This window comes from Muricoprocola aceti (assembly GCF_025567005.1).
GTDB classification, from domain to species: domain Bacteria; phylum Bacillota; class Clostridia; order Lachnospirales; family Lachnospiraceae; genus Marvinbryantia; species Marvinbryantia aceti.
The window spans coordinates 353,076-368,097 of the sequence record NZ_JAOQKE010000002.1 but is presented as its reverse complement, the minus strand read 5'-3'; the positions used below and the strand labels follow the sequence as shown (position 1 = coordinate 368,097).

Below are 15,022 nucleotides of genomic sequence, written 5' to 3'. Positions count from 1 at the left end.
GAATCATAATAAATATTCGGTTGGCCAGAACGGGACCTATGATAGCTGTTGGGAAGAAGGCTTTGATGATCTTGCGAAAATAGGAGATCTGGCTCTGGAGCTGTACTACGGAACCGATGGGGTTGCACATGGTACCGTGTGCGGTAATCTGGCTGAACTTTAAAGCCATGATCCAGCCATATGGCGCATGGATGTCCAGCAATGAAGTGTACAGATGCAGATTCTGATGAAATTGTTCTGGAAAGAGCAGTTCACTGATCAGACCGTTTTCAATGACCGGGATAGCGGTATCAAAGGCTTCTTTGTTTAGCTGCTCCTGGATCTGGTGCTTTTTGTGGTAATTGATTTCTCGAAAGACATCTTTCAGTGCTGAGATTACTTTATCACGTTTCAGAGGCTTAGTCAGATAGCCGCGGATACCGATGTTGATGCCTTCCCGTTTAAAATCTGTCTTACGAGAATAGGAAACGACCAGAAACAGGCATTCGCTGTAAAAAGCATGCAGTTCCCGAATCGAGAAAACACCGTGCAGTCCTGCCATCTGGATATTCAGGATCAGGATATCAGGCTGATATTTCTGGTAAATATCAGACAGCTGGCTGGAATTCTGGGCAATTCGGATATCGACAGTTTCTTCCATGTCGTGAAACTGGTTGGTAATCATAATGCGCAGTGCGTCCAATGCAACGCCTTCATCATCGGCAAGCATAACTTTATACATGTCTTTACTCCTCTGTGTCTACATTCAGATATACTTCATTTTTCAGATGGAACCGGGAAGAGATGATCTCTTTGTCCATATTTTCTGCTGTAACAGCGACTGGCTCCAGCTTCAGATAAGGCACGTCATATGTGCCATCATGAAAGGTCTCGTCCAGATCAGGATCTTCCCCTTTGGCCAGCATGACGGCATACTGGGCACTCTGCTTGGCCAGCTGGTCGATAGATTTGTAAACAGTCATATACTGATTACCTTCTACAATGCGCTGGCAGGCATCAATATCAGCATCCTGTCCGACCAGGCAGACATCATCTGCCATGCGATGTTCGGAAAGTGACTTGAAAGCCATGGCGGCAAGTCCGTCATTACCGCAGATAACAGCGTCCACTTTTCCTATCGTGTCGATACACTCATTCATTTGATCGTAGGCATATTCTGCCTTCCAGTTATCCGCATAATTCTCATAAACCAGTTGTGCATTTTTCCCATCCAGGTTTTTTTTAATGCCCTGCTCCACCAGAACTACATTATAGTCGGCAGGAGAGCCATAGAGGGCAGCGATCTTTCCATCTTCCGGAATCTGGGAGAGCACACTCTCGGCCATCAGGGTGCCGACTTCTTCATTATCAAAGGATGCGTAAAGATCCACATTGGCATTCTGGATAATACGGTCATATGCCAGGACTTTGATGCCTTTGCTCTGAGCGCGTTTGATAGCCGATTCCAGGGCATTACTGGTGCCGTCAACGGCGACGATCACCAGAACATCCATACCCTTGTCAATCAGATATTCAATCTGGGAAGCCTGCTCATCAGCATCGCCGTTGGCGTTCTGTACATTTACTTCAGCACCAAGATCGGAGGCGGTGGAGACGAATACATCCCGGTCCCGGATCCAGCGTTCCAGAACGAAGGTGTCAAAGGACATACCGATCTGCAGGGCAGTCTGTTCATCGTTTTTTTCGGACTGGGATTCTTCCTTGATGGAGGAGCATCCTACGGTGGTCACAGACAGTGAGGCAACAGCAGCATATAGTATATATTTTTTTACAAACACTGATAAACGATTCATGTAAAATATCCTCTTTAAATCTCATTAGATATGGTCACGATATTCGGTAGGCGTCTTGCCGGTTACTTTTTTAAAGATACGGCTGAAATAATTCGGGTCGCTGTAACCGACGGCCATACAGACTTCTTTGATGCTGGCTGCTGGTGAGATAAGCATTTCTTTGGCTTTTTCCACACGCAGTCCGGTCAGATATTCGACAAAAGTCTGGTCTGTTTCTTCTTTGAATAACTTACTAAAATAATAGGGACTGATATCCACATATTTGGATACCTCCTCCAGAGAAAGCTCTTTGGAAAAGTTCTGAATGATATACTGCTGGGCTTTTCCAATGATTGTGGTTTCTTTCTGTTCCTTTACATCATTGATGTTGCGGCAGGCTTCGGTCATCTTGCTGACAAACCAGCGCCGTTGTTCTTCCGGAGTCTGGCAGGCCAGCACATTATCCAGATAATCTTTACGATATAAAAATCCATAAGGAATCCCACCTTTTAAGAACACTTCTTTTTCGGCTGTCATGACAAATTCCAGGATCTTGATGCGGATACACTGGACGTAGTCAGGATAGTTCTCGATCATCCAGTCAAAGAACTGATTGGAAGCACGGATGACATTCTCGGTCTCCCCGCGGATCAGGCAGGAGAACAGGTAACGTTCCAGATCGTCCGGATAGTCCCGCTCATATTCCAGCTCCATCTTGATATCCCGCAGATGTACGACACTGCTTTTATCAATACGGAGAGATTTTTTGGACTCTTCATAAGACTTGCTCTGCTCAGTAATACTCCAGACATTGCCGATACCGGCACGAAAATGCATGTCGATCTGTTTGCGGAGCTTGCGAATCATATTTCGTGTATTTTCAATAATGGAAATACGTTCCTCGTAAGGAAGATCCTGGGATTCATGAGGAATAAAGAGAGCCACGGTGCCGGCCATGATTGGTCCGATAATGCAGGTGGGCATGAATTCCTTGATGATTTCACGAAAAGCCAGGTGGTGATTTTGCAGCTGAACCGTAGTACCTACAGGGTTCTCCAGATTGCCATTTTCTCCGTCTTCACCGAATTCCAGAACCATAATCCATCCATAATCCGTATGAATGTTCAGCAGATCTCGATAGCGGTTCAGAGAAGGTGCCGGATCATCCTGAAACAGAATCAGATTGATAAATCCATTCTCGATAATCGGAACCACTGCTTCCAGCTTTTCACGGATCAGAAGGTTCTGACTGCGGCTGGAGCGTTCCTGGTCAATGACGGCCATGGCTTTTTCCAGTGCAGCTACTATCTTTTCCCGGTTGGCCGGTTTGGTCAGATATTCAATGACGCCAAGATTGATGGCTTCCTGGGCAAATGTAAATTTGTCATAAGCTGACATGATGATAAACTGACATTTTTTATTAAAGGTGCGAATCTCCCGAATGGCATCGATACCTTTGATCCCCGGCATCTGTATATCCATAAAGGAAATGTCCGGTACGAATTCCTGAGCAATCTCAATAGCCTGCCGTCCGGTCTTGGCTGTCCGGATCTCGCAGGATTCACCAAAGTTCTTATTGATAATGAATTTCAGGGAATCCAGAACAATTCCCTCATCATCCACCAGTAATACTTTATACATATTGTTCCTCCTCCACAGGGATACGGATTGTGACAAGCGTACCCATGTTTTCTCCTTTACTGTCTATGGAGAAAAGATTCTCTTTATTATAATACAAATTCAGACGTTTTTGCACATTTCCCAGACCGACACCATTGGAATTCTTGTCTGAGGAAGTGTGTGCAGTCTTTCCACTGCGGATATCCTGCAGGCGTTCGCTGGAGATGCCGATACCGTTATCCCGTACATGAATCAGGATCTCAGAGCCTTCTCGATGGACTTCCAGGCGGATCTTTCCTTCCCGGGAAATATTGCGGATACCATAGCTGATGGCATTTTCCACAGCCGGCTGAATAATCATGCAGGGAACCCGGACTCCGGTGATATCGCAGTCGATGGATTTTTCATAATGAATGTCACCGGAAAAACGGACATTCATGATAGATACATAGTTATCCACCAGTTCAATTTCTTCCTGAAGATCTACATCGGTATTCAGAGACTTCATGCTGTAACGAAAAAAATCAGCCATATTCTGAATAAAAGAATAAGTTTTTTCCGCATCTTCCATCATGGCCATCTGTGCACCGGCGTTCAGGGAGTTAAACAGAAAATGTGGATTGATCTGAGCCTGATAATACCGCAGTTGTGCTTCTTTCAGATGGGTTTCCATGAGAAGCTCACGCTCCTGGGCCTCTTTTTCGGCCTTTATACTGCTCTTTACTTTTTCAATGTATTCCTGAATGCTGATGACCATCTTGCTGAATGCCAGGGTCACAACACCCAGCTCATCGTCTGAGACGACAGGCGGAAGCTCCACATCAAAGTTGCCGGCGGCTACCTGATTGGAAGCGGAAGCCAGCAGCAGAAGTGGGCGGGTGATCTGATTGACCATAATGATGATCAGAAAAATATTGAACAGTGCCATGGCAATGGTGACCAGGGTATTCATCCGTTCAATCAGCCGCAGTGAGACTTCCAGGGACTGATAGTTCCTGGAGTTGGCCAGGAACTGCTGGTTATTCAGGCTGTAGATATAAGCTGTCAGAAAATGGTAATAATCTGTTGCCTCATTGTAAGCGGTGCGGTATTTGCCAGTGTTGCGTGCACGCTTGGCTTCAATAGCTTCATCTGCAATAGCCAGATAACTCTGAGAAATATTGTAGATATTCTTTTCCATGGAACCAGCAGTGGAATCTGTGACCTGATGGTTCAGATCAGAGAGCAGATTGCGGTACTGCTGTTCATAGTAATAATAGTTGTTCAGTGAGTCGGTACTTTTGACTTCCAGGTATTCCAGAATGTTGTTATGCAGGCTGTCCAGAGTCTCGGTCATGATGTTCAGATTATTGTTGCTGGTGTAGATGGTATTGATCTGCTCCAGTGACCGGTTGATGTTGGTGTTCAGATACAGTGACATAGCCAGAGAAAGCATGGATGTCAGCAGGAAAATGAAAATCAGCCGCAGAGGAAAAGGCAAGTGGGAAAATGGACTGGTTCGTTTTCTCTTCACAAGTTACGCCCCCTTTCCTGTTTCTGATTCGGTTTCTGTCTGAAGGGTATTGAGCTGCCGGATGGCATCGGACTGCTCCAGAGTATGGACATCCACCTGAGAGTAATCGCTGGTATGGCCATATTCCAGATATTCAGCCAGATTGTCTACAGCACGTTTCCCCATCTGGGCGGCATCAATGACAATATTGGCACTGATGACACCACTGGAGAGATATTCCAGAACAGAGTCATTCTGGTAGGAACCGATAATTATAAAATCACCTACATAGTTCATATCTACAGCAATCTGGCTGACAGACTGGGTCTGTTGCAGGGTAGTACAGATGACAATATCTGTTTTGTCATGATTGTTTTTTAAAAATTCCCGGATGGATTCCTCCACCTCAAAAGTATTGGAGTTGTTCAGTTTCATGGTATCAAGCTTCATATCGCTGCGCTGTTCTTCCAGAGCCTTGCCGATACCGGAGATCAGCAGTCTGCTTTCTGTGTCCTGCTCCTGGGAATCCAGTATGACCATGACATTGGAATCGGTATCATTGGCATATTTTAAAGCCAGAGATCCGTAGTCATAACCAATCGTGACATTATTGATACCGGTATAGCTGTAGCGGTCGCTGTTTATATTGTCACGGTAAATGGTGCTGACGGCAATGCCTGCCTCCACAGCCTTGTTCATGAGCTGAGTTGTGGAATACTCACCGTTGGCTTCTATCATGATAGCATCTACGTTGGCTGCAATAGCCATCTTCAGCAGATCATTGGTAGTATAGGAAAGATCCAGGCTTTTCCCGAAGTCTTCGACATAGATACCGTATGGAATGCCTTCTTCCCGGGCAGATTCAAAAGCAGTGTCCCAGAAAGCAGTCACGGAACTGGTAATAAATGCACAGTGGTACTGATAATCGGTGTCTTCCTGATTCTGTGTATACTGCTTCTGAAGAGCGGAAATGATAACATATTCCCGTGCAATATACAGAATCAGGCAGATCAGAGAGATCAGCACCAGACCGGCGATGATAGTCAGATAATTGAATTTTTTCTTTTTTTCCATGATAAAATAAGGTCCCTTTTTAAATGGTTTGTATCTTTTTGTCAGATCTGATTCGGATAGAGGAACTGGTGTTGAATCAGATAAATGCCGCCCAGAAGGATGGCAGAATCCTGCAGCGTGGATGGAACCAGATGACAGTATTGTTTCATTGTGTTGTGCAGTGCATCGGTGATGTCTTCACACAGAGTGGGACGGCAGCGGTGCAGCACACTGTTCAGAATAATAATATCAGGATTGAAGGTATTCAGCAAATTATTAATACCGATAGACATATAAGTAATAAAGTTGTTTACCAGACATCTGGCATCCGGGTCACCCTGGCGGTAAAGATCTTCGAAAAGATCTGCGTGGATCGGCATCTGTTTGATCTCGGACAGTTCGGCGAACAGGGCACGTTCGGATGCATACTGCTCCAGGCAGCCGTGGTTGCCGCAGGGACATGGCCGGCCGCCGATCTGGATAATGGAATGACCGAATTCTCCGGCGTAGCCATTTTTTCCTTTTACCAGCTGGTTTTTCATAATAATGCCTACACCGATACCGGAATGAACGCTGATATACAGCATCTCATTGGTCTGATGACAGAAAGACCATTCGCCCAGAACAGAAAGGTTGGCTTCGTTTTCCATCAGGACCGGGACCTGAAAGGCTTCTGCCAGAGGTGTGACAAGATCCAGATCTTCATAGGAAGAATAAGGAAGGAAAATGATCCGGTTGTGATGTACTACGCCGTGAATGCCAAGAGCGATCCCCAGAAGACCATAACGGCTCTTCGGAAGAGTGTTCACTGCAGCCTGAATATAAGTAATCAGGGTCGGAATCAGATCCGCAGAATCTTCAGGAAACTCGTGCTGATAAATATGGCAGTTGCTTCCCAGGAGACTTGCCGTCATCAGAGTAATGGTTTCCGTGGCAAGATCCAGGGAAATAATGTATCCGCAGGTCTCATCCATCTTCAGTAAGATGGGTTTTCGTCCTTTTTTCGTATCGTCATTGCCGACTTCCAGGATCAGTCCACGATCCAGAAGAATCTGGACAATCGCAGAAACCGTAGCTTTTGTCAGACCAAGATGACTGGCGATCGCAGCTCTGGAAATAGTACCATGCTCCATAATGGTGCGAATGACAGATTGTGTATTAATATCTCGAATAAGTTCCGGGTTACCGGTTAAGATTGTTTTAGCCATAATTGTGAAAATCCTCTTGCAAATTTGTCTGAATAGAGTTATTATTACTATAACACAATTAGTTTAGAAAGTAAACTAATGTAAAAGATTACTGGTTATCCAGTAATGAAAAAGAAAGGGGATAGAACCATGCAGATCAAAAGCATTACCGATGAGGCATTTAAAAAGTACGGCAGAGTACTTAAGATAGAAGTACCGGATCTGTTAGAACGTCTGGCTAAGACACCTGTGACAGATGGTGTAGAGTATGTAGCATCTGCTCCGGAACTGGAAGCCTGTTCAGAGCGTGAAGCGATTCAGAACAGCATTTACGGCGGTATGCCGATCCAGATCGGATATTGTAACGGAACGAATCATACCCTGAATGCAGTGGAATATCATCGCGACTCTGAGATTGATATTGCCCTTGATGGAGCCATCTTACTGATCGGATCCGAAGCAGACGTTGAAGACGATTTTACATATGATACAGCAAAGATGGAAGCTTTTGCAGCACCGGCAGGTGCAGTGGTAGAGCTGTATGCCACCACACTTCATTATGCACCGATCAACGCAGAAGGAAAAGAGAACTTCCGCGTAGTAATCATCCTTCCGGAAGGAACCAATACAGAGCCACCTGTACTTTCAGGAGTATTCCCGGAAGATAAGCTGATGACAGCAAAGAATAAATGGCTGATCGCCCATGCAGAGTCCAATGAAGGAAAAGGCGGAGCATTTGTAGGATTAAAGGGAGAAAACATAACCATAAAATAATGATTATTTAAAATCAGGAGGAGCAATATCATGAACAATTTACCAGAAGTAAAAATTGGAATCGTAGCAGTCAGCCGTGACTGTTTCCCGGAATCTCTGTCCGTTAACAGAAGAAAAGCACTTGTAGAAGCTTACACAAAGAAATATGATGCAAAGAACATCTACGAATGTCCGGTCTGTATCGTAGAGAGCGAGATCCATATGGTTCAGGCTCTGGAAGATATCAAGGCAGCTGGATGTAACGCACTGGTTGTTTACCTTGGAAACTTCGGTCCGGAAATCTCCGAATCTCTGCTGGCTAAATATTTTGAAGGCCCTAAGATGATCATCGCAGCAGAAGAAGAATCACAGAATGACCTGGTTCAGGGACGTGGTGATGCTTACTGTGGTATGCTGAATGCAAGCTACAACCTGCAGCTGAGAAACGTTGGTGGATACTATATCCCAGAATATCCTGTAGGAGATGCAGATGACTGTGCAGATATGATCCATGACTTCCTGCCAATCGCACGTGCATATGTGGCAGTAAAAGACCTGAAGATCATTAGCTTTGGCCCTCGTCCAAATAACTTCCTGGCATGTAATGCACCAATCAAACAGCTTTACAACCTGGGTATCGAGATCGAAGAGAACTCTGAACTGGATCTGTTCGAAGCATTCAAGAACCATGCAGGTGACCCACGTATCGAAGAAGTAGCAGCAGATATGGCAAAAGAACTTGGCGATGGCAACTGCAAACCAGAAGTACTTCCTAAGCTGGCCCAGTACGAGATCACTCTTCTTGACTGGATCGAAGCCCACAGAGGATACAAGAAATACGTTACACTTACTACAAAATGCTGGCCTGCATTCCAGACACAGTTCGGATTCGTTCCATGCTATGTAAACAGCCGTCTGACAGGACGCGGAATCCCTGTATCCTGTGAAGTAGATATCTACGGAACACTTTCTGAATTCATCGGACAGGCAGTCAGCGATGATATCGTAACTCTGCTGGATATCAACAACTCTGTACCAAAGGATATGTACAAAGAGTCTATCGAAGGAAAATACAACTATACACACAAAGATACTTTCATGGGATTCCACTGTGGAAATACCTGCTCACTGAAGCTGACAAAAGGTACTATGAAATATCAGATGATCATGGCAAGAAATCTGCCGGAAGAAGTTACACAGGGAACCCTGGAAGGCGATATTGTACCTGGAGAAATCACATTCTATCGTATTCAGAGTACAGCTGATAACAAGCTGCGTGCTTACATCGCAGAAGGTGAAATCCTTCCTGTAGCAACCAAATCCTTTGGTGGTATCGGTGTATTCGCTATTCCGGAAATGGGAAGATTCTATCGTCACGTACTGATCGAAAAAGGATTCCCACATCACGGAGCAGTAGCATTCGGACATCACGGAAAAGCTCTGTTCGAAGTATTCAAGATTCTTGGCCTGGATGTAGATGAAATCGGATACAACCAGCCGGCAGGCGTACTTTATCCAACAGAGAATCCATGGGGTTAAGAAGTAAATGATAATAGCTAACTATTAACAATGAGCCGCCTGCGGCATATATCAGCAGGCGGCTCTATTAAAATGAAAAGTTAAAGGAGAAAAATGATATGCTTTACATTGGTGTAGATTTAGGTACTTCTGCCGTAAAATTATTATTAATGAATGCAGAAGGTAAAATCGAAAGCGTAGTTTCAAAGGAATATCCATTGTATTTCCCTCATCCGGGCTGGTCGGAACAGAAACCGGAAGACTGGTGGAATGCAGTAGTAGAAGGCTTAAAGGAATTGACAGCAAGCTGTGACAAGAGTCAGATTGCAGGTATCAGCTTTGGCGGTCAGATGCATGGTATGGTAGCGCTGGATGAGAATGATGAAGTGATTCGTCCGGCGATTCTGTGGAATGATGGACGTACCCAGAAACAGACCGATTATCTGAACAATGTAATCGGAAAAGAAACATTATCCAAATATACTGCTAATATTGCATTTGCAGGCTTTACTGCTCCGAAGATTCTCTGGATGAAGGAAGAGGAGCCGGAAAACTTTGCAAGAACGAAAATGATCATGCTGCCAAAAGACTACATCGCATTTAAGCTGTCTGGCGTATACAGCACAGATGTGTCAGATGCATCCGGTATGCTGATTTTTGATGTGAAGAATAAATGCTGGTCAAAAGAGATGCTGGATATCTGCGGTATCACAGAAGAACAGGTACCGAAGATCTTCGAAAGCTATGAGACAGTAGGAACAATCCTGCCAGAAGTAGCAAAAGAACTGGGATTCCCTGAGACAGTGAAGATCGTAGCAGGTGCAGGCGACAATGCGGCGGCAGCAGTAGGAACTGGAACAGTTGGTGACGGAAGATGTAACATTTCTCTGGGAACCAGCGGAACCATCTTCATCTCCAGCAAGACATTTGGAGTAGACGAGCACAACGCATTACATTCCTTTGCACACGCAGATGGATACTATCACCTGATGGGATGCATGCTTTCCGCAGCTTCCTGCAATAAGTGGTGGATGGATGAGATCATTGGAACCAAGGACTATGCAGCAGAGCAGGCGAAGATTGAGAAACTTGGTGAAAACCATGTATTCTTCCTGCCATATCTGATGGGTGAACGTTCTCCTCACAACAATCCAAATGCAAGAGGAACTTTCATTGGCATGACCATGGACACCACAAGAGCAGATATGACACAGGCTGTTCTGGAAGGTGTGGCATTTGCCATCCGTGATTCTTTTGAAGTAGCCAAATCCCTTGGCATCAAGATCGAGAGAACCAAGATCTGCGGAGGCGGCGCAAAGAGCCCACTGTGGAAGAAGATCATCGCTAACGTACTGGGAATCAAGGTAGATGTGATCGAAAGTGAAGAAGGACCTGGATACGGCGGAGCCATGCTGGCAGCTGTGGCATGCGGAGAATTCGCATCTGTGGAAGAAGCAGCAGAGAAGCTGGTAAAAGTAATCGATACGATTGAACCAGATCCGGAACTGGTAGAAAAATATAACGACAGATACGCAAAATTTGCGAAAATTTATCCGACAGTAAAAGAACTGTTTGATGAAGTGACAATCTAATATGCATCAGAACCCCGGTAGCCAGAGTCTATCGGGGTTTTCACTAGATTCTGCATATCTGTGTACGGACAGAACCTGACTTCCTGGCAGCTAACAGCGAAATTCATTAGACATTGCATTTATAATATTTGTAAAATTAAGAACAGGGGGCGAAAACTATGAATAGAAAAATACGTTGGGGACTTTTAGGTGCCGGCAAGATCCTGGATCGCTGGATGAAGGGGGCACGCCAGATTGATGATATGGAAATTGTGGCGGTAGCATCCAGAACAAGAGAGAATGCAGCAAAGATGGCAGAGAAATTTCAGATACCAGAAGTGCTGACATATGAAGAGATGCTGGTGAGAAAGGACATTGATATTGTCTATATTCCGGTGCCGCATACCGCACATATGGAGCTGGCAATGAAAGCCATGGAGGCAGGAAAGTCGGTGCTGGTAGAGAAACCGGCCGGGATCAATGCACAGCAGTGGGAGAAGATGACGGAGTGTGCGAAGAAGAATCAGGTATTTCTGATGGAAGCAGTATGGACCAGATTCTTCCCAATAATGAAAGAGATTGAGGCGCATCTGAAGGATATCGGAGATGTGCGAGTAGTAAGTACCAACTTCTCTTTCCGCAATGATGAGATGGATTCCAGACTGATGGATCTCAGCCGTGCTGGAGGAAGCCTTCTGGATGTGGGAGTGTATGATCTTCATTTTACAAAAATGATTTTGAAGAAAGAACCGGTACTTTTAAGTGGTGTGGCATCTATGGATACAGATGAACATCATCTTCAGGTGGACGAGCAGGCAGCCTGGATTGCTCAGTATGATAAAGGCGAGCTGGGGCTGATGTGCAGTGCCGTACGTACGGATATGATTGATACTGCATATATTTATGGAACAAAAGGTCATATGGTTATTCCACAGTTCTGGAAACCATGGCAGCTGCAGCTGACAGTGGGGGATAAGACGGAAGTGATTGAAAAACCAGTACCACAGAAGATAGCAGGAATGGAAGAAGAAGGATATCAGTTTGAGATTGCACATGTAAATCAGTGTATCCGGGATGGTGTCAAAGAATCCCCGGTTATGACATGGGAAGAAACCGCATCTATATTAAAGCAGTGTGATAGGTTAAGAAAGCAGTGGAACCTGAAGTATCCACAAGAATAATAAAAAGTAAGCCCGATCGATTCTTTTTTCTCTCGACCGGGCTTTTAATGAATTTCCAGCAATTTCATTGTCTACACCTGCTACTTTCTCAGATTGCGATTCTTAAATTAAGTTTTTGTTGGACCGTACCTCCAATTCTTAGATTTTGATTTTGTCCGTTATGGATCTCGACCTTTCATATGAAATTATCTCCTTCATTTACATTCAATGATCTGCTCTTCTGTTCATTGTTCCATCTATGTAAACTCTTTTAAGAGATTTTTTCTTTGGGTTAAGATTTAGGATGCCATTGGACTGTACCTCTTTCTTAGATTTTGGTTTGATGGAAAATCTTCTTATGCCATCGGACCGCCCTCCTGAGATCTAAAGAATTCAGATTTTCGACTAACTGTTTGTTATTATTTTGTTGGAATAAATTTCCTTTGCTTGTGTTAGTTCTGTTTTCTTTTGATATGTTTACTTTACCATGTAACTCTATAATTGTCAATCTCTTTTTTAATATTATATAAATATTCAGAATATTCTGCCGATTAACCAAACAGAGAAGTAGCGAGGCGGAAGGAATTATAACTTACCCGCAATTCCTTCTGCAATTTTTTGCGGCAGCCGTATTCTGGTAATCAGAAAGATCTCAAAGATTACGAAGAAATGTGCCAGGAACATACTGACTACCACACCATTGGAGGCCAGCAGATATCCACTTTTGAACCCGTACAGTGCCAGAAGTGCAGTGGATAACAGTACCAGCAGCAGGATCGGCAACTGATCGATCAGTTCTTTCATAGACTGGCAGAAGTCCCGGAAAGAGGCATCGAAGTATACAAACCGGCCGATGACCATAGTGATAAAATAAATCAGGATCGCATCATAGTTGTCATCGAGATAAATAAATTTGATATATGCGAAGATAATCAGCATATACAGCATACCGGCCATACGCAGGGTACTTTTTTCTTCTTTTTCAATAATGCGAAGCGGAATAAAAAAATGATCCACGATACTGATCAGGATGATACTGACAATGATAAAGGCCAGCAAAATAAAGTCACGGTAATGTTCCCAGAAAGCCCAGGTTCTTGTTGATACACTGAAATAATCAAAGTCAATCAGAAAGAAAATGCCAGTAAAAAGCAGAGTAGAGGTAGCAGAAAGCATCAGCTCATAGTAGCGCTCTGTATAACGGTTGAACAAATCTGTCATGGCAAAGGCACGGTCTGATTTGCGGTAACAGAAGGCCTTTTTTCTGGCAGCAGCCAGCAGAATTGTATGAATCAGAATCACTACTGCCAGGGAAATCAGTAAAAAGAACAGGAGTCCGGGCAGGGATAGATAGTGTCGGATATAATCAGGCAGTAACATAAAAATCACCTCGAAATCATTTATTTTGAAACTGTAACCAAGATTACTACAAAATAATCCAGTCTGGCAATGCTTTTTCAAAAAAATAAGAAAATCCTAATGATATGGATACTATCAGGACGAAATCATCTTATTTTCCAATACATTATGATATTTGTGTGATTTCCATATAAGAACTCATCTGGACTAGCACAATTTTAGTGACAATATTGTGCTAGTTCTTTCTGTCGAAAAAAGAATTGTCAAGAATTTAAAGAAACTGACAAGTTAGTCCAGAAGCATCTGTGATATATTTAGATCATCAAAAAACGGATGGCAACTGTGAAGAACAGTTACCGAATTTCTAAATCGGGAGGATTGGAAAAATGAAAAAGAGATTAGTTGTTTTAACTGCTATGCTCGCTGTAGCTGCTATGGGAACAATGGCAAATGCAGAAGGCGAAAAGATCGGTGTTGCAATGCCTACACAGGATCTCCAGAGATGGAATCAGGATGGTTCTAACATGAAAGCAGAGCTGGAAGCAAAAGGTTACGAAGTAGACCTTCAGTATGCTGGAAATGATTCCGCTACTCAGGCTTCTCAGATTGAAAATATGATCGCTAACGGAGACCAGCTCCTTGTAGTTGCTTCTATCGATGGTGATTCTCTTGGAACAGTTCTTGCACAGGCAAAAGAAGCTAACATTCCTGTTATCTCTTATGACCGTCTGATCATGAACACAGATGCAATTTCCTACTATGCAACATTTGATAACTACTTAGTAGGTAAAACACAGGGTGAATTCCTGGTAGACGCTCTGGATCTGGAAAACGCTGATGGCCCATTCAATCTGGAAATCGTTACCGGTGACCCAGGTGACAACAATGTAAACTTCTTCTACGGCGGTGCTATGGATGTTCTTCAGCCATACATCGATGAAGGAAAACTGGTAGTTCCATCCGGACAGATTGCAAAAGAAGAAGTTGCAACAGCTAACTGGGCAACAGATGCTGCACAGTCCAGATTCGAAAACATCCTGTCTTCTAACTACGCAGACGGAACAAACCTGGATGCAGTACTTGCTTCTAACGACTCTACAGCACTTGGTGTAGAAAACGCTCTGGCAGCTAACTACACAGGTGAATACCCAATCATCACCGGTCAGGACTGCGATATCGCTAACGTAGCAAACATCGTAGCAGGCAAACAGGCTATGTCCGTATTCAAAGATACACGTGCACTTGCTTCACAGGTAGTTGAAATGGTAGATGCTATCATCTCCGGCGAAGAAGTTCCTGTAAACGATACAGAAACATATGACAACGGAACAGGTATCATCCCATCTTACCTTTGCGAACCGGTTGCTGTAACTCAGGACAACTACAAAGAAATGCTGATCGATTCCGGATACTATACAGAGGATCAGATTCAGTAAGAGAGACTCAGCAGACTGCTGAAGGATCAGAAAATCAATACAGGCGGGTAAGCAGCCCGCCTGTTTCATTCTGAAAGAGGTATTTTTGAAATTAGGAGGGA

12 protein-coding genes are annotated in these 15,022 nt (G+C 44.0%); 5 read left to right on the top strand and 7 right to left on the bottom strand.

All coding sequences use genetic code 11. The annotated features are described in order from the left end of the window. The 6 genes from OCV47_RS03850 to OCV47_RS03825 form a co-directional block, all read right to left on the bottom strand. A partial coding sequence (locus tag OCV47_RS03850; RefSeq protein WP_262653882.1) for a response regulator occupies positions 1-721 on the bottom strand: 721 nt, incomplete at its 3' end. A gap of 4 nt (positions 722-725) precedes the next feature. Beyond that, positions 726-1,793, bottom strand: coding sequence for a sugar ABC transporter substrate-binding protein (locus tag OCV47_RS03845; protein ID WP_262653881.1), 1,068 nt, complete (start codon positions 1,791-1,793; stop codon positions 726-728). A gap of 24 nt (positions 1,794-1,817) precedes the next feature. Next, entirely contained in the window at positions 1,818-3,413 is a 1,596-nt protein-coding gene (locus OCV47_RS03840; RefSeq protein WP_117449776.1) for a response regulator, read from the bottom strand. Then, positions 3,406-4,905, bottom strand: coding sequence for a sensor histidine kinase (locus tag OCV47_RS03835; protein WP_117449775.1), 1,500 nt, complete (start codon positions 4,903-4,905; stop codon positions 3,406-3,408). The genes OCV47_RS03840 and OCV47_RS03835 overlap by 8 nt, the downstream gene beginning before the upstream one ends. A 3-nt stretch (positions 4,906-4,908) precedes the next feature. Further along, positions 4,909-5,958, bottom strand: a complete 1,050-nt coding sequence (locus tag OCV47_RS03830; protein WP_262653878.1) for a substrate-binding domain-containing protein — start codon at positions 5,956-5,958, stop codon at positions 4,909-4,911. Positions 5,959-5,999: 41 nt separating this feature from the next. Then, positions 6,000-7,145, bottom strand: a complete 1,146-nt coding sequence (locus OCV47_RS03825) for an ROK family transcriptional regulator (protein WP_262653877.1) — start codon at positions 7,143-7,145, stop codon at positions 6,000-6,002. 129 nt (positions 7,146-7,274) lie between these two features. Between OCV47_RS03825 and OCV47_RS03820 the strand changes: the two genes are divergently transcribed. From OCV47_RS03820 to OCV47_RS03805, 4 genes are all read left to right on the top strand, one after another. Next, entirely contained in the window at positions 7,275-7,898 is a 624-nt protein-coding gene (locus OCV47_RS03820; RefSeq protein WP_262653875.1) for a DUF4867 family protein, read from the top strand. Positions 7,899-7,928: 30 nt separating this feature from the next. Beyond that, positions 7,929-9,416 (top strand): L-fucose/L-arabinose isomerase family protein, encoded by a 1,488-nt coding sequence (locus tag OCV47_RS03815; RefSeq protein ID WP_262653874.1) that lies wholly within the window; start codon positions 7,929-7,931, stop codon positions 9,414-9,416. 98 nt (positions 9,417-9,514) lie between these two features. Next, positions 9,515-10,987, top strand: a complete 1,473-nt coding sequence (gene xylB / locus OCV47_RS03810) for a xylulokinase (protein ID WP_262653873.1) — start codon at positions 9,515-9,517, stop codon at positions 10,985-10,987. A 158-nt stretch (positions 10,988-11,145) separates the two neighbouring features. Next, positions 11,146-12,147 (top strand): Gfo/Idh/MocA family protein, encoded by a 1,002-nt coding sequence (locus OCV47_RS03805; protein ID WP_262653871.1) that lies wholly within the window; start codon positions 11,146-11,148, stop codon positions 12,145-12,147. Between the two features lie 564 nt (positions 12,148-12,711). On the opposite strand, the gene OCV47_RS03800 is transcribed toward OCV47_RS03805, so the two are convergent. Then, positions 12,712-13,506 carry a hypothetical protein gene (locus OCV47_RS03800; RefSeq protein ID WP_262653869.1) on the bottom strand — a complete coding sequence of 265 codons (795 nt, stop codon included), beginning with the start codon at positions 13,504-13,506 and terminating at the stop codon, positions 12,712-12,714. Positions 13,507-13,901: 395 nt separating this feature from the next. On the opposite strand from OCV47_RS03800, the gene chvE reads away from it, so the two are divergent. Continuing rightward, positions 13,902-14,921, top strand: a complete 1,020-nt coding sequence (gene chvE, locus OCV47_RS03795; protein ID WP_256298430.1) for a multiple monosaccharide ABC transporter substrate-binding protein — start codon at positions 13,902-13,904, stop codon at positions 14,919-14,921. Positions 14,922-15,022: the final 101 nt, after the last annotated feature.